This window comes from Ensifer sp. 4252, assembly GCF_050434565.1.
Taxonomy (GTDB): domain Bacteria; phylum Pseudomonadota; class Alphaproteobacteria; order Rhizobiales; family Rhizobiaceae; genus Ensifer.
Genome location: NZ_JBNDIU010000046.1, coordinates 1 through 18,835 on the forward strand (window position 1 = coordinate 1; position 18,835 = coordinate 18,835).

General features: G+C 58.4%; 19 protein-coding genes and 2 pseudogenes. 5 read left to right on the top strand and 16 right to left on the bottom strand.

The window, feature by feature from the left end; genetic code table 11:
- Positions 1-149: 149 nt before the first annotated feature.
- From wrbA to ABIE33_RS34960, 4 genes are all read right to left on the bottom strand, one after another.
- On the bottom strand, positions 150-758 hold the full coding sequence (gene wrbA, locus ABIE33_RS34945) for an NAD(P)H:quinone oxidoreductase (RefSeq protein WP_429133590.1): 609 nt from the start codon (positions 756-758) through the stop codon (positions 150-152).
- A 379-nt stretch (positions 759-1,137) separates the two neighbouring features.
- Complete coding sequence (locus ABIE33_RS34950; protein ID WP_429133592.1) at positions 1,138-2,037, bottom strand: AraC family transcriptional regulator; 900 nt, start codon at positions 2,035-2,037, stop codon at positions 1,138-1,140.
- Between the two features lie 254 nt (positions 2,038-2,291).
- Positions 2,292-2,903, bottom strand: coding sequence for an NADPH-dependent F420 reductase (locus ABIE33_RS34955; protein ID WP_429133622.1), 612 nt, complete (start codon positions 2,901-2,903; stop codon positions 2,292-2,294).
- A gap of 12 nt (positions 2,904-2,915) precedes the next feature.
- A complete protein-coding gene (locus ABIE33_RS34960; protein WP_429133593.1) occupies positions 2,916-3,812 on the bottom strand; it encodes a pirin family protein in 897 nt (298 codons plus the stop codon).
- Between the two features lie 100 nt (positions 3,813-3,912).
- Between ABIE33_RS34960 and ABIE33_RS34965 the strand changes: the two genes are divergently transcribed.
- Both ABIE33_RS34965 and ABIE33_RS34970 read left to right on the top strand, forming a co-directional pair.
- Complete coding sequence (locus tag ABIE33_RS34965) at positions 3,913-4,827, top strand: LysR family transcriptional regulator (RefSeq protein WP_429133595.1); 915 nt, start codon at positions 3,913-3,915, stop codon at positions 4,825-4,827.
- A 412-nt stretch (positions 4,828-5,239) separates the two neighbouring features.
- Complete coding sequence (locus ABIE33_RS34970; protein ID WP_429133597.1) at positions 5,240-6,457, top strand: IS701 family transposase; 1,218 nt, start codon at positions 5,240-5,242, stop codon at positions 6,455-6,457.
- A gap of 137 nt (positions 6,458-6,594) precedes the next feature.
- Here ABIE33_RS34970 and ABIE33_RS34975 read toward each other — a convergent pair whose 3' ends face one another.
- From ABIE33_RS34975 to ABIE33_RS34985, 3 genes are all read right to left on the bottom strand, one after another.
- Complete coding sequence (locus ABIE33_RS34975; RefSeq protein WP_429133599.1) at positions 6,595-6,813, bottom strand: helix-turn-helix domain-containing protein; 219 nt, start codon at positions 6,811-6,813, stop codon at positions 6,595-6,597.
- Positions 6,814-6,849: 36 nt separating this feature from the next.
- Complete coding sequence (locus ABIE33_RS34980; RefSeq protein ID WP_429133601.1) at positions 6,850-8,478, bottom strand: GMC family oxidoreductase; 1,629 nt, start codon at positions 8,476-8,478, stop codon at positions 6,850-6,852.
- A gap of 207 nt (positions 8,479-8,685) precedes the next feature.
- Positions 8,686-9,468: an alpha/beta fold hydrolase gene (locus ABIE33_RS34985; RefSeq protein WP_429133602.1), complete on the bottom strand. Its 783-nt coding sequence runs from the start codon at positions 9,466-9,468 to the stop codon at positions 8,686-8,688.
- A gap of 142 nt (positions 9,469-9,610) precedes the next feature.
- On the opposite strand from ABIE33_RS34985, the gene ABIE33_RS34990 reads away from it, so the two are divergent.
- A complete protein-coding gene (locus ABIE33_RS34990; RefSeq protein WP_429133604.1) occupies positions 9,611-10,078 on the top strand; it encodes a MarR family winged helix-turn-helix transcriptional regulator in 468 nt (155 codons plus the stop codon).
- Positions 10,079-10,098: 20 nt separating this feature from the next.
- Here the strand turns inward: ABIE33_RS34990 and ABIE33_RS34995 are convergent, their stop codons facing one another.
- Positions 10,099-10,878, bottom strand: a complete 780-nt coding sequence (locus ABIE33_RS34995) for an SDR family oxidoreductase (RefSeq protein ID WP_429133606.1) — start codon at positions 10,876-10,878, stop codon at positions 10,099-10,101.
- Positions 10,878-11,198: a nuclear transport factor 2 family protein gene (locus tag ABIE33_RS35000; protein WP_429133608.1), complete on the bottom strand. Its 321-nt coding sequence runs from the start codon at positions 11,196-11,198 to the stop codon at positions 10,878-10,880. Before ABIE33_RS35000 ends, ABIE33_RS34995 begins: the two co-directional genes overlap by 1 nt.
- A 95-nt stretch (positions 11,199-11,293) precedes the next feature.
- On the opposite strand from ABIE33_RS35000, the gene ABIE33_RS35005 reads away from it, so the two are divergent.
- Positions 11,294-12,193 (top strand): LysR substrate-binding domain-containing protein, encoded by a 900-nt coding sequence (locus ABIE33_RS35005; RefSeq protein ID WP_429133609.1) that lies wholly within the window; start codon positions 11,294-11,296, stop codon positions 12,191-12,193.
- Here ABIE33_RS35005 and ABIE33_RS35010 read toward each other — a convergent pair.
- From ABIE33_RS35010 to ABIE33_RS35040, 7 genes and pseudogenes are all read right to left on the bottom strand, one after another.
- Positions 12,147-12,722: an NUDIX domain-containing protein gene (locus tag ABIE33_RS35010; RefSeq protein ID WP_429133611.1), complete on the bottom strand. Its 576-nt coding sequence runs from the start codon at positions 12,720-12,722 to the stop codon at positions 12,147-12,149. The two genes, ABIE33_RS35005 and ABIE33_RS35010, sit on opposite strands and share 47 nt — an antisense overlap.
- A 379-nt stretch (positions 12,723-13,101) precedes the next feature.
- Complete coding sequence (locus ABIE33_RS35015; protein WP_429133613.1) at positions 13,102-13,434, bottom strand: GYD domain-containing protein; 333 nt, start codon at positions 13,432-13,434, stop codon at positions 13,102-13,104.
- 312 nt (positions 13,435-13,746) lie between these two features.
- A complete protein-coding gene (locus tag ABIE33_RS35020) occupies positions 13,747-13,917 on the bottom strand; it encodes a hypothetical protein (protein WP_429133615.1) in 171 nt (56 codons plus the stop codon).
- 302 nt (positions 13,918-14,219) lie between these two features.
- Positions 14,220-15,223 (bottom strand): annotated as a pseudogene (locus ABIE33_RS35025) (NADP-dependent oxidoreductase).
- Between the two features lie 31 nt (positions 15,224-15,254).
- Positions 15,255-15,863 (bottom strand): annotated as a pseudogene (locus ABIE33_RS35030) (alpha/beta fold hydrolase); the annotation flags it as partial.
- 66 nt (positions 15,864-15,929) lie between these two features.
- Positions 15,930-17,024 (bottom strand): alkene reductase, encoded by a 1,095-nt coding sequence (locus ABIE33_RS35035; protein ID WP_429133617.1) that lies wholly within the window; start codon positions 17,022-17,024, stop codon positions 15,930-15,932.
- Positions 17,025-17,079: 55 nt separating this feature from the next.
- Positions 17,080-17,868, bottom strand: coding sequence for an SDR family NAD(P)-dependent oxidoreductase (locus ABIE33_RS35040; RefSeq protein ID WP_429133619.1), 789 nt, complete (start codon positions 17,866-17,868; stop codon positions 17,080-17,082).
- Between the two features lie 111 nt (positions 17,869-17,979).
- On the opposite strand from ABIE33_RS35040, the gene ABIE33_RS35045 reads away from it, so the two are divergent.
- Complete coding sequence (locus ABIE33_RS35045; RefSeq protein ID WP_429133620.1) at positions 17,980-18,528, top strand: TetR/AcrR family transcriptional regulator; 549 nt, start codon at positions 17,980-17,982, stop codon at positions 18,526-18,528.
- Positions 18,529-18,835 lie beyond the last annotated feature (307 nt).

Genomic DNA, 18,835 nt, shown 5'->3' on the forward strand with positions numbered 1-18,835 from the left:
CGAAAGGCCGGAAGCGTGACTGTCCCTCGATCATTATCATCTCCATCTCAGTGGTCCGTTCTCTCAGCGGGCGCGGCCTCTTTCATGCCACCTCCTTGCCTGCCGATCGCGATCGGCTGGTCTGGTTGGAGCTGAATTTTTCGGGTGGGTTAGACGCGTGCTGCGACGAGTGCTGCGGCAGTGCGGGCGACGATCTCGCCCTGATGGTATGCACCTGCAAGATCGATCTGCGAGGGCTGGCGAGAACCGTCGCCTCCGGCCACGGTCGTTGCGCCATAAGGGGCGCCGCCAACAATCTCTTCCATGCTCATCTGTCCCTGATGGCTGTAGGGCAGGCCGACGATGACCATGCCGAAATGCATCAGGTTGGTAATGACTGAGAACAAAGTGGTCTCCTGTCCGCCATGCTGCGTTCCCGTTGATACAAAGGCGGCGCCAACCTTGCCATTCAGGGCACCGCGCGCCCAAAGGCCCCCGGCCTGATCGAGAAAAGCCGCCATCTGCGACGACATGCGGCCGAAGCGGGTGCCCGTACCGACGATGATTGCGTCGTAATCGGCGAGTTCGGCCACGGTCGCGACCGGCGCAGCCTGATTGATCTTGAAGTGAGCCTTGTCGGCGATTTCGAGCGGCACAGTCTCCGGCACCCGCATGATCGTGACCTCTGCGCCGGTGCTGCGAGCGCCCTCTGCGATTGCGCCTGCCATGGTTTCGATATGGCCGTAAGACGAGTAGTAGAGAACGAGAACCTTAGTCATTTGCTTGTCTCCGTCGAGTGTTTGGTTTCGATGGAGCCAAGATGTCGCGCTGGATCATTTCGGAAAAGCCGGATAAAATGGTCGCTTACGTTCGAGATAATCGAAATGTTGGATCCGCGTGAGCCGCAACCGTCGACATGCTGGCATGACCTCTCGTTCGCTAGGCCCGGCGGCTGATCTCCCTCGGCGTAGCGCCTGAAGCCGCTGCCAGATCTTCGGGCTACACCGATCAATGCGAATTCGGGGCTGGTTACGCGGCGCCTTTGAAGCAATGCCCTTTGTCGAGGCGGCTCGCTTGCGCAAGGCATCAGCGGCTGATCTTGAAGAATAGGATTCGATAAAGGGCGGCGCTTCTAGCGCCGCCTCGGTTTCGCAATCCCTATTGCCACGTTGTGGCCGGCATCGACCTCATCTTCTCAACGTCCTTCTTCGGGGGCAGCCCGAACATTCGCGCATATTCGCGCGAGAACTGAGACGGGCTTTCATAACCGACGCTGAAGCCGGCGGAAGCGGCATCGAGCGCCTGTGCGATCATCAGCCTGCGCGCTTCCTGAAGCCGGATCTGCTTCTGATACTGCAACGGGCTCATCGCGGTGACCGTTTTGAAGTGCTGGTGGAACGACGAAACGCTCATGTTCACTTGCGCGGCGACATCCTCGACCCGCAGAGTTCGCTCATACTGGCTCTTGATAATCGCGATCGCCTTTTTGATCTGGCTGAGCTTGCTCTCCACCATCGCGATCTGACGAAGACGGTCACCCTGGTCGCCCAAAAGCAGGCGGTAAATGATATCCCGTTCGGCAAGAGGTGCCAGGACCGCTCGATCGCTGGCGCGGCCGGAGTCGAGCAGTTCCGCCAGGCGGATGACCGCGCCAAGGAGCTCTATCGGCACATCGCTGACCGCGATGCCACGCTGCGGTTCCTCGTTGCGGATACTTCCGGGAATGGCTGCACCGAGCACATCGGCGATCGCTGCGGGCTCAAGATCAAGGCGCAGACACAGATAGGGTTGATCGCGGGAGGCGCCGAGGATCTGGCCAACGATTGGCAGATCAACGCTCACAATGAGGAACTGCATCGGCTCGTAGACGTAAGCCTCGTCCGCAAGTGTCGTCTGCTTGCGCCCTTGGGCTACGATACAAACGGCTGGCTTATGAAGGATGGGAATCGGCTCGCTCGGTGTGGTCGAGCGCAGAATGTTCAACCGTGCAATTCCGGTCTCGGTTACCCCATCGACCGTCGCGTTGTTTGCCAGGATGCTTGCCAGCCGTTCAATCATCTGTTTCTCGAATTTCGGTGCTTGTCAGAAAACTAGCGGCATTCGATGCCGCCGACAACCAGTTCAGCCTATTCTGAACTCAGTCGCCAGCCCGATCGGTAGCGGCTTTCTGGTGGGGAATTTGAGTCGCGTTTTCCGACGATCGCACTGGTTCGAGTGGAAGTACGCTTCACCCAGCCAGATGCTCTTCAAGCAGCATAGCGAGCTCGTGGACCCACGAGGGATGCCGCCCGGCGGGCGGGCGGCTCCGATCGTCAATCCTTCAGCAGGTTCAGAGCGACTAGCGGCTGTGCGAAATGCTGCAGAGTACCGGAGGCTTTGAAGCTGCCGAGATCGGACGGTGCAAAACCCAGGCGAGCGATCAGGTCAGCGACCTTCTTGCTCGCTTCCGGAAAATTGCCGGACAGGAACAACACGCGTCTACCGCTTTCCTTGACCGGATCCGCAGCCAGAACAGCTGCCGGGAGCGTGTTGAAAGCTTTCACGAGCTCAGCTCCTGGGAAGCGCTCGGCGACAATTTCCGAAGACAGGCGGCCGCCGAGATCGCGCGGCTTGAACGCAGGGAAGTCGATAGCGTTCGTCGCGTCGACGATGGTGCGACCACCCCAGGCTGTCTTTCTCTTGGCGACTTCCGGTACGGCGTCATACGGCACTGCCAAAATAACGACGTCGGACTGAAGAGCCTGCTCAAGTTCCACAGCCTTCACCGTGCTGCCGATCCTGTCGGTGATCGACTGAAGCGAAGCCGGACCGCGCGTGTTGGCGATGACAGCATCAATGCCTGCGGCATGGAAACGTTCTGCAAGTGCAGAGCCGATGGCGCCTGAACCAATGATTGCATATGTAGTCATGGTGTTCTCCTTGATATGCTGAGATCTTCAGTTGAAGTTGTCGGGGAGTGGAATGAACTCGTCGTCGCCCGGCACGCCGGGAAATTGCCGTTCGCGCCACAGGCTGGCGGCATAGCGAATGCGCTCCTCGTCCGTGGCAACAAAATTCCAGCGGATGAACCGCTTTTCCGGGAGCGGCTCGCCTCCGAAGGCGAGAAAGCGAGCTGGCTCTATCGCCTTCACGACGATTTCGGATCCGGGTTTGAAGACGATAAGACGATCGGGGCCGTGGATCCCGTTCTGGTCGATGATCTCGATCGCACCACTGACGACGAAGATCGCTCGCTCGATATGCTCGCCGTCGATCCTGTACCGCGCGCCTGCCTGAAGCTGGATCTCCGCGGAAAATAGATCGGAAAAGGTTTTTGCAGGTGAGCGGCGGCCGTGCAGGGTGCCGGCGAGAAGCTTCATGTTAATGCCTTCGCCACTGACAGTTGGAAATTCACTGGCGTCGAGATGCTGGAACAGCGGTGCTGTTTCTTCCGATTGTTTCGGAAGAGCGATCCAGCTCTGTAGGCCGGTAAGTTTGCCTCCGTCCTTTCGGATGTGCTCCGGTGTCCTCTCGGAGTGAACAATACCGGAGCCGGCGACCATCAGATTGACTTCACCCGGGCTGATCGGCTGCACGTAGCTCTCGCTGTCACGATGCAGCAGCTTGCCTTCAAGAAGATAGGTGAGCGTGGAAAGACCGATATGCGGGTGAGGGCGGGTATCGATCCCCTCACCAGCGCCAAAACGCACCGGGCCGAAGCTGTCGAGGAATATGAATGGCCCTACCATCTGACGCATCGCGGCAGGAAGTGCGCGGCGGACGGAGAAACCGCCGAGGTCTCGCGTCGAAGGAAGGATGACCTGTTCGATGTCAGCGTTCGACAAATAAGACATTGTCAGCTCCGGCGGTTGAATTGCGATAAGCTGAAGGTAAGACCCCTGGACGTTTCGGAAAACTCAGATAATTTCGGCGAAAACGATCGAGGAATTCGAAATGTCGGGCCCTGGCCAACCTACGCTGGATCAGCTCAAAGTCTTCATCACGGTGGTTGACGAAGGCAGCTTCGCCGCCGCTTCTCGCAGACTGAACCGGGCAACCTCAGTGATCAGTTACACGATCGCCAATCTTGAAGCGCAGCTGGGCGTGACGCTATTTGATCGGCTATCCACCAAAAAACCGCAGCTCACATTGGAGGGCCGAACCGTATTAGCTGAGGCTAAGAGTGTCGCGCATGGAATCGATAATCTTCGTGCGAAGGTGAAAAGCATGCTGCGCGGTGTTGAGCCGGAGGTTCATCTTGCGCTCGATGTCATGCTGCCAGCCGCCCGCGTCATGGACGCGCTCAAGGCGTTCCGCAAGAAGTTTCCGAGCGTCTCCCTTCGCCTCTATGTTGAAGCCTTGGGGGCGGTCACTCAGATGGTGCTGAACCGAACCGCCGTGATCGGCATCAGCGGCCCGCTCGATGTAGAAATCGCCGGGCTGGAACGCATTGGGGTGGGGTTCGTCAAGCTCATACCGGTTGCATCGCCCGCCCATCCTTTAGCGGGTGACTCACATCCGCCGGGGGCCGCGCGAGGACACATCCAGCTGGTTCTCACCGACAGATCGCCCCTCACCCAGGGACATGAGTTCGCTGTTGTCGGAAATCACACGTGGCGCCTCGCCGATCTGGGGGCAAAACATATGCTTCTCAAGGAAGGCATTGGCTGGGGCAACATGCCCGAACCGATGGTACGTGATGATATCGAGGCGGGGCGTCTCGTGCAGCTCGACCTTCCGGATTGCCGGGGCGGCCCATATCGCCTTCAGGCGATTTACCGAACAGACACGCCCCCGGGTCCTGCGGCCCGATTCCTGGTCGATCACTTCCAGAGGCAGGATACTGATGAACCCATCGCCGCTGGCTAGGACGCATGGCGACTGAACGCAGCATAACCAGAACACACTGGGCTTCCGGCGGGATGTCTACGCCCTGTTCCGGTTTTCGTTCATTTCGGATCGCATAATGTATCGACTGCAACAGCATTCGGATGAAGCGATTTTTCGTCGAAAACAACCGGGCGATCCTCAGCGCATGCATTCGCCATGCCGTCAACAGGCGTTCAGGAGTGCACGGCAGGCTGAGCAATCGCCGTTCGTTCCTCCTCTCGTGGATTAGGAGTAGGGTTCCCCGTTTCGTCCTGTGGATGTTCCCGCCCCGTTCGAGGCCCTTTAGCGATCCCCCAAAACGTTGAGCGACAGCACCTAACACTACTTTGGCAGATTAATCCTCAGTTAACGATGTTCGACCATCTTTGGCGCTCCAGCAGGGGTGCGATGGATGGTGGAGCAGGATGTTGCACTGACGAATTGGCTGAAGCCATTCGTGGAGAAACTCGGTCATAAAAAGCGGCGGCAAATGTGCCCGGTGTATATTTCGGGTCTGATTGGGCCTGGTGATCGCAAAAGCATTGAGCCAATGGCGGAACGCCTCGCGCCTGATCGTTACGACCGCCTGCATCATTTTATCTCGGATGGTATTTGGGACGCCGGTCCGCTGGAGGCGGAATTGGCGGTGCAGGCCGACAGACTGGTTGGAGCCTCTGATGCGTTTCTGGTGATCGACGACACCGGTCTGCCGAAGAAGGGCGATCATTCTGTCGGGGTCGCACCGCAATATGCGTCGATGCTAGGCAAACGCGCCAATTGCCAGACGCTGGTGTCATTGACGCTGGCACGCGACGAGGTTCCCGTTCCGGTGGGTCTGCGGCTATTCCTGCCCGCGAGTTGGACTAGTGACCACGATCGGATGGCTAAGGCCGGTGTTCCCGAGGAGATGCGCTTATCTCGCACCAAGCCGGAGATTGCGCTCGACGAGATCGATCGGCTGATTGCGGCGGGCGTACGGTTTGGCACCGTGCTTGCCGATGCTGGCTATGGTTTATCGGCTGCGTTTCGCCAGGGGCTCAGTGCACGGGGCCTCACTTGGGCAGTCGGCATTCCCAAACATCAAAAGGTCTATCCCCATGATGTCGCATTGATCTTTCCTGTCGCCGGCCATGGAAGACCGCGCAAGCATTCGATCCCCGACACCTTATCGAGCGCAGCCGAAACTCTCCTTGCAGATTCAACCTGGAAGAAGGTCAGCTGGCGTCGTGGCACGAAAAGCCGATTGGCCGCGCGCTTCGCTGTCGCCCGTATTCGGATCGCTGATGGTAGCCCGCAACGTATCCTCGACAAGGGACAGCAGCATATGCCGGGCGAAGAGGCGTGGCTGGTGGGCGAATGGCGCTCGAACGACGAACGCAAATACTATCTCTCCAATCTGCCGGCCGAAGCGACGTTAAAGCAGCTGGCGGCTGCCATCAAAGCCCGATGGGTCTGCGAGCAGGCGCATCAACAAATGAAAGAAGAACTCGGCCTCGATCACTTCGAAGGCCGATCATGGCAAGGTCTGCATCGACACGCGCTGATGACAATGATCGCTTATGCCTTCCTGCAACATCAGCGCCTACACCAGGCCAAGCGGGAAAAAAACCAAGAGGCACGGCCCGCCTAAACCGACACTGCCAGCCATCCGACGCGCGGTCATAGTCGCGCTATCAAACCACCATCCACCACAACGATGTCCACACTGCCGTATTAGGTTCCAAATGACCCCAAAATCAATTCTGCCAAAGTAGTGCTAAAACGAGGTCACCTGGCGCTTCTCGCCGCCGGTCGCCGCCGGCCACTCTTGAGTGGCTCGATGGCAGTCGTTCCCTCTGGAATTTTCTTAAACAGTTCAGCGATCTCACATTCCAGTGCCAGGGCAAGCTTTTCGAGGGTGACAATCGTCGGGTTCTTGGTACCGCGTTCCAGGTGCCCTGCGTAAGAGCGCTCAAGCAGGCGTCTGGAAGCCAGGCCGGACCTCACCGCCCAGCGCGGCCGCTGAGCTCTTCTAAAGCATCTTCAGGCGAATGGAGCGACACCACTCCAGTCAGCAAGACCATGCGTCTTCCTGATCAAATCGCCTGCGCGCTCTCCGATGACGACACACGGTGCCATCGTGTTTCCGGTGGTGATACGCGGCATGATCGAGGCATCTGCGATACGAAGACTTTCAATCCCGTAGACCTTGAGCTCGTTATTGACCACGGACATGCTGTCCCGTCCCATTTTGGCCGTGCAGGACTGGTGCCAGTAAGTGACGGCCGACTTTCGGATGAAATCGATCATCCCTGCCCGGTCGCGTGTGCCCGGAGCTGCCTCGCTCGTGACCAGCGGCGTGAAGGCGTCGCTATTTCCGAGTTCGCGACACAGCTCAACCGCCGCCAAGGCGGCAGCCATGTCTTCCGGCTCACTGAGAGAATTTGGTTCAATTAGGATAGGGTCGTTTGTATTGGGGCCGGAGAGCCTCAGCCGGCCACGGCTTTTCGGCTGCGCAAGCCCTGAAAACATCGTCCAGCCATGCGCCGGAATTTCCAGACCTGTCTCTGCCGGCGAAGGTACGGCGAACTCCAACTGGCACTGAAGAATGTCCGGCTGAGAGAGGCGGGAGTCGCTTTTCCAATAGAGTTTTGCTTCGCAGCCTCCCCCGCCGACGCCTTCCGGCTTTCGATATGCCCACGTGCAGCCGAACGCGAGATGATCTTGATGATTTCGACCCACACCAGGGAGATGCTGCACGACAGATATCCCGTGAGCTTTCAGCTCGTCCTTCGGGCCAATGCCTGACTGCATCAGCACCTTTGGCGTGTTGATCGCACCCAGCGACAATACCGTTTCGCATCGCGCAGTGAACGCACGCCGCTGACCATTGACGAGAGCCTCGACGCCTGTCGCCCGTTTGCCATCGAAGATGAGGCGCGTGACCAACGCGTCGGTTACGACCGTAAGGTTTGGTCGTGACATGAGCGGACGAACATAAGATCCGAATACGGACTCCCGCTTGCCATCCCGGATGCGCAGTTCTGCGATCGATGCACCTCCGGCACTTTCCACCAGTTCGCCGTTTGGAGTGTCGAATACCGGAATGCCCATCGCCGATGCAGCGTTCAGCAGAGCCTTTGCGATTGGCTGTGGCGAACGCGGTTGGCGGACATATACCGGTCCTCCAGCGCCGCGGCGTACCGCATCCGGCGTGCCGCGCCAGTCTTCAATCCGCCGATAGTAGCCGAGAACCGATTCATAACCCCAGGCTTCATCGCCCGCTTCAGCCGCGAAATGATTCCAGTCTTCCTTGTGGCCCCGCGCCCAGACCATGACATTGATACTCGACCCACCACCCAGACCCTTGCCCATGCTGAGAGGAAGCCGCCTACCGTAGAGCTCAGGCGCCGGCTCTCCAACGAAACCCCAGTCACGGTTCGTACCGAGATTGAGTGGCCATTGCGACGGGTTTACAACGGACTCGGCCGCATCGTCTCCGCCAGCCTCAAGAAGCAAGACGCGGGCGTTTCCGCATTCTGCCAGTCGGGCGGCAACGACGGAACCACTGGATCCGGCTCCACATACTATAAAGTCAAAATCGGCTGGAACCTCACGATGTTGTGGTGCCGGATTTTCGTGTCGGTTTATGTCATGTGTGTTCTGATCCACGGGGTTACCTTTGTGAATTGGTGGGCTGAAATTGCAAGAAATGGCCGTGAGCGCTATTGGCTCGGAGATGCAATCGATCTCAATTGAAGATCGACTGGTTTTCCATACTGGCTGTAGAGCCGAGCGTGGTGGGAGGTGAGGACGTCCCAGCATCCGATCATCGGAACAGGAATGCCTGTCCCGATGATAAAGCTCGAATGACCATCCTTACTGCGCCGAAACAGTTTTCGCTGCTTCGTCGATGGTGTCCGCGACCACCGTTGGCTGCGTCATGAACAGAGCGTGGCTTGCTGAGACCTTGGTGATCTTGGCTTTAATCCGCTCTGCCATATGGATCAGCATGGCCTGATCAAATGCTTTGTCCTCTGTGGCGATGACGGCCCAGCTTGGCTTGGTTCGCCAGGCAGCATTTTCCAGCTTCGCGCCAAACGCAGACATGTTGATTGGGACCTGCGAATCCCGCATGAATGCGACGTCGGTGTCGCTGGCGTCACTCGCAAATCCAGCTTTGAATTTTCCAGGGTTAACATACCCAAATCCATCTTTCGTGGTTTCGATGACGAATTCGGATGCCGGGGCAAAACCTTCATACTGCTGGGCCGTCGTCTCGCCTGCGTCCGGTGAGAGCGCGGAGACGTAAACCAGTCCCGCGACCTTCGTATCAATGCCGGCTTCCGTAATGACTGTTCCACCCCATGAATGGCCTACCAGAATGGCGGGTCCATCTTGCCGCTCAAGCGCACGCTTGGTGGCGGCAACGTCGTCGTCGAGGGAGGTCAACGGATTCTGGACGATGGTGACACGATATCCACGCTTCGTGAGATTGTCGTAGACGCCCCTCCAGCCGGAACCATCGGCGAAAGCACCGTGAACGAGGACAACGTTCTTCACCGCCTGGTTTTTAGGGATCGTGTCCGCAGCATTCGCAGGCACTGCGGCGGATATTGCGGCTACGGCTGCGACGGCGGCCAATACGGTCCTGGTGATCATGACTTTCTCCTCGTTGTTTGTGCGATAAGTGTTATCGTGATAACTGTAAGCTGTCAGATTTCATATTTCGTGTCAACATCATTTACCGCGATATTGTTTTTTGCAGTTCTTTTCGCTATTTCTGAGCCGACAGGAGCTCAAAATGACGAAACGACATAACCCCCCACCGCCGCTTCACGATCAGCTCTGCTACGCAATCTACACCGCTGGCATCGCTATTCAGCGTGCCTACAAGCAGGCGCTCGACGAGTTGGGTTTGACATATCCGCAGTACCTCGTGCTCAACGTTCTCTGGCGCGAGGACGAGCAGACGGTTGGTGCCATCGCCCATACCCTCGCTCTGGAATCCAGCACGCTTACGCCGCTTCTGAAGCGGCTGGAAACATTAGGCTTGCTGCGACGGACGCGAAATCCGAGCAATGAGCGGCAGGTTGTCGTTGCATTGACGAACGAGGGACGCACGTTGCAGCACAGGGCCGGTTGCCTCAGCGACACATTGCTCGCAACCTCTACACAGAGGCCCCAGGAGTTGGCATCTTTGAATCGCGATGTCCGGAATCTCCGCGACGCCATCTATTCACAGATCGGCGGATGGGACTCGCCCGCTTGATCTGTGACGGCGTCTCGATCCTAAGCTGTTGGCACAGTTCCTCCATCGATGGTGTACTCGGTACCTGTGATCGATGCAGCGCGATCCGATGCCAGGAAGGCAATCAGGTTTGCCACTTCCGTGGGCTTGGCCGGGCGCCCGAGAGGTATTCCGCCCAAACTATCCATGATGATCTTCTTGCCACCCTCAAGGTCCGTACCCGCCTTGTCCGCCAAGCGCTGGGCCAAGTGAACGGACGCTTCCGTTTCGATCCAACCCGGAGACACTCGCACGACGCGGACGCCCTTGGGCGATACCTCCTTGGACATGGCCTTGCTATAAGTCGAGAGTGCCGCCTTGGCTGCGGCATAAGCCGTGGTCGCTTCCGGGAGAGGCAGCACTCTTTGGATGGACGTGACATGCACAACTACACCGGTTCCCCGTTCGACCATGTCTGGAACCAGCTCGCGATCGAGTCGAACAGCGGGAAAAAGATTGAGAGACATTTCTTTGTGCCACTCGGCATCAGTTAGCGCCCCAAAGCCACCGCCGGCTGCTGACGAGCCACCCAGCATATGAACGATGATATCGATGTTGCCGAGACGTTGACGCGCAACGTCCGCGACGGCCGCGCACCCCTCTTCAGTCGTGAGATCGGCCTCGACAAACAATTCTTCCGGCAGGTTCTCAGGACGCGCCCGCGCGGTCGTCAACACCTGCGCGCCGAGTTCCCGAAACAGGCTGACGGTCGCAGCCCCGGCGCCCTTGGTTCCAGCAGTAATGAGGGCTCGTTTGCCTCTCAGGTTGAGAAAGTCTGTCATCACCGGATCTCCAGCCTAGCGATCTTGCCGTCCTTGATGGTGAAGGCATATGAGAGCGTCACCGGACTGCCGGGAAACTGGCCGCTAACTTTGGCTCGGGCGAGCACTTTGTTGCCGTCAACGGTGGATTCCAAAGGTTCAGAAACGTACTGCGTCGCCTTCTTCGCAGCCGCCCACCATTCACGGATTGCGACGACGCCTTGATGGCGCGATCCCTCATCTTCGACAACGGCTTCGATCGCAAAGGTGTCCGACAGCGCATCCGCGTTGCTGCCGCTGTCAGCGTTAAAGTACATGTTCACGATATCGGGCATATCCATTGTGTTTCTCCTCACTGGCTGACCCAATAGTAGCGCTCGACCATTGCGTAGATAAGTGGGATAAGCCGGCATGCAGGAATGAACAGATCGGGACAATGGAACAAGCCAACCTGAAGGAACTTGAAGCGGTCATCGCTATTGCCCGGCGCGGCACATTCCGCGCAGCGGCCATCGATCTCGGCATGTCTACGACAGCGTTGAGCCACACAATAGGCAGGCTTGAGGCGGAGCTTGGGGTGCGATTGTTCAACCGCACCACACGCAGCGTGTCGCTGACGGATGCCGGCAGGCTCTTTGTGCAGCAGGTGGCGCCGTCGCTCCAGGATCTCTATGCCGCTTTGGATTCGGTGCGTGCGCAACGTGAGACACCTTCCGGAACACTACGGATCAACGCGGCGCCGTTCGCGGCGCGCGCAATCATCTCGCCGCTCGTGCTTGAGTTCCTGCGCCGCTATCCCGACATGAATGTCGATATTGTAACTGAAGGAAAGATGGTCGATATCGTCAAGGACGGGTTTGATCTGGGAGTCAGGGTTGCGGGCCTCGTTCCCAGCGACATGATTGCCGTTTCGCTCGGCCGGCCCCAGCGACATGCTGTGGTTGGGTCTCCTGAATACTTCGAGAGGCATGGGAGGCCGGTGGTCCCTCCCGATCTTCTCAGCCATCGATGCATTCGCGTTCGCCTGCCCGATGGCTCCCTGTTTCGATGGCGTTTCGAGAAGGACGGGGAGCAGGTGCAAATCGATGCACGCGGCCCGATATCGCTGGACGAGGCTAGCCTCACAAGAACCGCTGTCCTGGAAAGCGCCGGTATAGGCTACATCTTCGAGCAAGACATTTTCCCGGACATTGAGGCGGGGCGCGTCGTCCGTGTACTGGAAGACTGGACGCCACCATATCCGGGGCTTTGCCTTTACTACCCTGGGCGCCGAAATCTGTCAGCCGGGGTCAGGGCGTTCTTGGAACTCGCGCGTGAGCTCGCGACGGTGAGCTAATTGAACCGCCAGTGGAGAAGCTTATTTGTCTCTTCAACGCTCCAAGCGGACACAGATTTGCAATGCGTGAATGACCGGTTTGCGGCCAGTAGGCGACTGGTGATCTGCTATTCCGGAAGGAACGAGCGATCGAGCGCACGGTTATCAGGTGTACGCGAACCCGGTAGACTAGAGCGCTGCTATCCTTGTAGTAAGTAAATCCACCCACTGAGTGTTCTGTGGGAACTCCAACGACGCCCGCCTCTTCAAATGCCTCACGGGCAGCGGCTGCCTTCGTAGTTTCTCCGGTTTCCAAGTGTCCCTTCGGGATGCCCCAGCGCCCGGTGCTCTTACCCGAAATCAGCAGCACATCATATCCATCTGCTCCACGCGCCCTGCGATAGCAAATGGCGCCGGCTTGAACGATTGCGGTTGGCGCGGGACGAAGGGAATTTACGCCGGTTGGCAAGCGGGACACGAGTATCGTTTGCATCGTCGGTCCCTCGTTGAGGCGAACGGGAAACAGATTAAGGCTCGGCTTTTGCGCCATCCGTTTTAAGACGGAACATCGCGGAACTCAATAGAAGGAATCCGAGATATGTCTTGACCGTCCCACAATTGGCCGCGCCGCGAATGCCCCGCGGCTTGGTCGACGATCGTCATGGACAGGCGTTCGTTCGCGGCTCGAGTCTGTACATGAGCAGGATGGTTGGCGGTTATGCGAACCGGATAGCCGTTCTCGCGAGCGCCTTTGCTGCTACCTCCTCGCGATCACAAAGAAGATGCTCCCAGCGAAACGAGCAGCTCGCGGGCGCCTGCCACGATCGAACTGACCGTGCGCTCGATCGCGGCCGCATCGCGCGCCAACACATCGTTTCTGGCAGCGGAGGTTCGGTCCGCTGCCAGATACGTTTCGACCAGTGGTCTGCTTATTTTACCGGGGACTTGTAGGAAGATGCGATTTTGCCCGCCTTCTCTTGCGCAGCCTTGAATTCCACGCCCGTGTAGGCTCGCACGGTTTTGACATTCGAGACGGCTCCCGATGCGCCAACTACGAGAAGTGCAGGGACCAGGTCAGCGCCATCGTCGAATTCCGTGATTGCCATCCAATCGGTTTCGCCGGTCGTGACGTAGAAGGAATGCAGTTTCCCGCCCGCTGCTTCCATGATGCCACGGGCCGCCTTTTCTCGGTCCGATGGACTATTAATCATTCCCTTCGCTGACGTGGCTGTATAGCACCCTGTGGTTATGAACAGTGGCATAGTACATCCTCCCTCGATGATTGGGCAGATCAGGCGACCTACCGTACTCAATATCTCAAATAACTTGGCGTTAGACCAGCGTCGGACCGCGGAGCTCTGAATTGTGGCCGCCCCATCTTGGCGCTGCTCTTGGGCGCATTTCCGTTCTGGGATTAGCTTACGGAAGCGCCCGAGCGTTGGGCCGCCGATTGCACTCGATCGTGACCCTCGACCAGTTCGGGCGCCGGGCGACCATGAGACAGCAGCACTCATAAATCTTATCGTAACCGCTGCCTTCCCGCTCCATCAGCCAGAGATCGTGGAAAAGTCGAGCTAATACTCGTTGCGGCGCACGGTGGTGTGCAGCACGTTCTGTGCGGTGACGCCGAGAGAAAGCAACCCCGGATACACGACCTCCAGTCGATCCGGGTGCAAGTTCAGGAATATGTCGCTTCGTTGCGTATAGGGCCGGTGAACTAGGGCATTGACCAACAGTTCGCGCACCACCACTTCGTCAAACGCCGGCGCATTCTGACGAAAGTGTCCGTCGGGCGTTCGTAGGACTCTTTGAAATCAGGTACCTCCTGCCAAATCGCCTCAATAACCTCCATGGGATTCAGAAGGTGGTCATCCCAGACCAGTATGTTCACCTTTTGCCCATGTTCGTCGTATTTGATGAACTGAACCACTGGGGCAGTTGTCAACTGCGCTCGTCGAAATTGTTGTCTCACACAAATATGTCGAGATTGGTGAGAAGAGGCCCCTGCGCCACAGCGAAATCCCATAACCGGCAGCAGGCCATAGACCTACCTCTTGAAGGTGACCACGACCTTTCCCTTGGCGCGTCCGGTCTCGACATAGGCCAAGGCCTCCGCCGTTTGAGCAAAGGGAAACACCTTGTCCACGACCGAACGGATCACACCGGAGTCGATCAGCTTGGCGATCTGGGCCAACTGCTGTCCTTCTGCGCGCATGAACAGGAAGGAATACTCGACGCCTCGGCTTTTCGCCTTCTTCAGAACGCCCCGGCTCAGCATCCGCACTACAAAGCGCAGGAACAGGCTCAGCCCCAGAGATCTAGCAAAGGGAACATCCGGAGGGCCGGAGATTGAGATCATCTTTCCACCCGGTTTCAGCACATTCAGCGACTTTGCCAGCGTCTTGGCATCCTGGCTGTTCAGCACCAGATCATAGCCGGACAGCACCTGTTCGAAATCCTGCGTCTTGTAGTCGATCACCACATCAGCGCCGAGGCTTTTAACCAGGTCAATATTCGCCGCACTGGTCGTGGTGGCCACACTGGCGCCAAGATGCTTGGCAAGCTGGATGGCAAAGGTCCCAACCCCGCCGGAACCGGCCTGAATGAACACCTTCTGGCCGGGCTTGACCTTGCCCACCTCGACCAGCGCCTGCCAGGCGGTCAGTCCGACCAGCGGGATCGATGCGGCTTGCTCCATGGAAAGGCTCGCAGGTTTCAACGCCACGTCGGCGGCATCAACCGCAATGAACTCTGCAAATGTGCCAGCCCGGTGATCGCGCGGACGGGCGTAAACCTCATCCCCCGCTTTGAATTGCCGCACATTCACGCCGACGCTACAACCGTTCCGGCCAGATCGTGGCCGAGAATGAAGGGCGGACGATGCGGCAGGAACAGCTTGAATTCGCCGTCCCGCACCTTAGAATCCAGAAGGTTGACCGCGGTGGCCTGAATACGCACCAGAACATCGTCCGCGCCCATCCGGGGATCGGGCATGTCGGCCAGACGCAACGCGCCCTTCTTCTTGTATTTGTCGACGACGAAGGCTTTCACGGGCTTTCTCCAGTGTGAAACTTTTATCATGTCAGGCAGCCAAAAAACCCAAGGCTTTCGGTGCAAACTCAGCGTGGTATTGGAAGATCCCGCCGTGGCCAGCGTCTTCGTAGATCACCAATTCAGCATCTGGAATGCGCCGGGCCATGTCGCGAGTGTTGAATGTGGGCACCATGATGTCATTATCGCCATTGGCCACAAGAACAGGAATACGGATCCGGCCCAGATCCTGCGGCGCCTGGCGGTCCCAGGCCTGAATAGCGGAAAGCTGGCGCAGGAAGGCACGGGGTGTCGGACCTTTTCGCGATCCAGCTTGCGCTCTTTCAGACGCGCCAAAAAGTCATTGGCTGCGCGGCAACCATTGGGGGTCGAGGTTGAAGAACAGATAGGTTTTCGGGTCGCGCAGCGTTAGCATGCCCTTGATGATCAGTGGCCAGGACACTGCCCCCACCCTTGCAATTCCGGTTCCACCGGCCGGGACAGTGCCGGTCAAGATCAGCTTGCGTACCAGACCGGGGGCTTTCAGTGCGATATCCTGTGCGACGAAGCCGCTCAGCGAAAAGCCCATCAGATCAACCGTGCCAAATCCCGGCTTGCCGATCATGTCCATCGCGTCGCGGGCCATTTCATCTATGGTCATATCTGGGAGATGAAGCCAAAACCCCTGGTACGCTCGGGGTCGCACCGAAGTACGGCCCCAAGCCTTTCACTTTCCTGATGCCTCGGCGAAGCTGGGATAATCGGTATAGCCCGCCGCGCCACCGCCATAGAGCGTGGCCGGAATCATCAGCGCCAGCGGCGCGCCGCTTTGCAGTCGTTCCACGAGATCCGGATTGGCGATGAACGGGCGCCCGAAGGCGAACAGATCCGCCTTGTCATTGGCAAGATGCGACGTCGCGAGTTCGAGGTCATAGCCGTTGTTGGCGATGTAAGTCTTGCTGAAGCGGCGGCGTAGCGAGCCAAAATCAAATGGTGCGACGTCGCGTGGTCCGCCGGTGGCGCCTTCGACGACGTGGATGTAAGCGATGCTAAGCGCGTCGAGTTGATCGACGATGTAGTCGAACTGAGCCTGGGGATCACTGCACGAAATGCCATTGGCGGGCGAGACCGGCGAGATCCGGATTCCTGTGCGCGCGGCGCCGATTTCCTCGACGACTGCAGCCGTGACTTCCAGCATGAGGCGGGCGCGGTTTTCTACGGAGCTGCCATATTTGTCTGTCCGAACATTCGAGCCGTCTTTGGCGAACTGGTCGAGCAGATAGCCATTAGCGCCGTGAACCTCGACACCATCGAAACCGGCCTTGATGGCGTTGGCTGCTGCCTGACGGAAATCGGTCACGATTCCAGCGAGTTCATCGATCTCAAGGGCACGGGGTTGCGAAACGTCGACGAAGGCATTGTTGACGAAGGTCTTGGTGTCTGCCCGAAGTGCCGAGGGCGCGACCGGTTGAGCACCGTTGGGCTGAAAGTCGACGTGGCTGATGCGGCCGACATGCCAGAGCTGAAGAAGGATGTGCCCACCCTTCTCGTGTACGGCAGCAGTAACTTTGCGCCAACCGTCGATCTGCGCCTGGGTATAGATGCCGGGTGTGTCCTGGTAGCCCTGTCCCTGCTGCGAGATCTGGGTAGCCTCGGAAATGATCAGCCCGGCAGAAGCGCGCTGGCGGTAATACTCTGCGGTAATGTCCCCCGGCACAAAGCCCGGACCGGCGCGGTTGCGTGTCAGGGGCGCCATGACGATCCGATTGGAAAGGGTCATGGAGCCGAGAGCGTAGGGCTCGAAAAGCGTGTTGTTGGTCATGATCTACCTATGGTGTCACCGCTGCAGCGGTATTGATCAGTTGAATACGTAGGATTCAGGCGCGCGTACGGTAACGTTCGGCAGGAAGTGCGTTGCCGAAATTGGCGAACATGGTCTTGCGCGCGGCTTCAAAGGCCTCCCACTGACCGGCTTCGGGAAGCGGCGGGATGGTCACCGGCTCGCGACGGTCGAAACCGACCAGCGCCGCATCGACCAGGTCGCCCACCTCCATGACATTGTTCATGGCGTTGACGTCGGCGCCGACGTGCTCCCAGATCTCGGTTCGGGTCGTGGCGGGAAGCACCGCCTGGACGTAAACGCCCTTCGGTCCAAGTTCGAGGCCGAGCCCCTGAGACAGGAATAGGGCGAAGGCCTTGGTCGCGCCGTAAACCGTCATCCCGAACTCCGGCGCCAAACCCACCACTGAACCGATATTGACGATCGCCCCTTCACCGGCATTGGCAAGCCGCGGGGCAATGGCGCTCGCAAGCCGAACAAGTGCCGTCGTATTGAGCGCAACGAGTCTGGTCAGGTCGTCGGTGCTCTGCTCGACGAAGGTTCCACCGATGGCCGTTCCGGCATTGTTGACGAGGATGCCGATGCGAGCATCGTCGCGCAGCCGTGTCTCGACCTTGGCCAGATCAGTGGTTTGCGTCAGGTCAGCCTGGAGGATGTCTATCGTCACACCGGTTTCCTGACGCAGACGGCTTGCCACCGCCTCCATTCGCGCTGCGTCGCGGGCGACCAGCACGAGGTCGTGCCCTCGCCGCGCAAACCGATCGGCATAGATTGCGCCAATGCCGGTCGAGGCGCCGGTAATGAGAACTGCAGGAATTTGGCTCATCGGATTGCTCTTTTCTGTAATCGAACCTATATTCATGATCATCATCATGATTGCCAATAAATATGATGGCCATCATGTAAATGTCAACGACGGCTTCGGAGAATTTTGAAAATGAAGGTTAGCCGAGAACAGATGGCGGAGAACCGACGCCGGATCCTGGACGTCGCCAGCCGGTTGTTTAAGGACAAGGGGTTCGATGCCGTGAGCGTAGCGGAAGTCATGAAGGGAGCCGGCCTGACCCATGGCGGCTTCTATGGCCATTTCACCTCGAAGGACGACCTTGTCGCGCAGACGCTTGCGCATACCCTTGCTGCGGATAGCGCAGGAGACGGCGACTTCAGCGCCTTCGTCCGCTCCTATCTGGCACCTCGTCACCGTGACAATCCGGCCAATGGCTGCCCCACCGCAGGTCTGGCCGCAGCCATTCGCCACCAGACACCTGCAGCACGGGCCGCCATGACAGAGGGTCTTCGCACGCAGATCGCCCGTATCGAGAAGGCACTGCCGGAGCGGGGTTCGGACGAAAAGCGTCGCGCAGCGATCGGAAGCTGGGCAGCAATGGTGGGGGCAGTCATCCTCGCGCGGGCAATCGATGATCACGAGCTTTCCGACGAGATCCTGGAGCAGACGCGCGCCTGGATCGATACCCGTGTCAGCTAGATCGCGAGGAAGAGAGTGTGCGGACCAAGAGCACCTAGCTCCGCCCAGTCAACGATTGGCTCTCTAGAGCCTTGAAAGGATCTGGACCGACGACCCGTCAAATCAATGTTTCGCTCTCTGACAGCCATCTAGGCAAAGTGGGAAACGACGGATTTTGGAGTTGATAGCAGACCGTCTCCTTTCAGGAAGTGTGAGAACTCGACCCAACGGCGGAAATGGTGAAGGGTTTCGGGTGCCGTCAGGCGTACGAAAGCCTCTCATGCAGGAACCCGCGGTCGGCATTCCGTGAGCTATGGGGTTTTGTGTA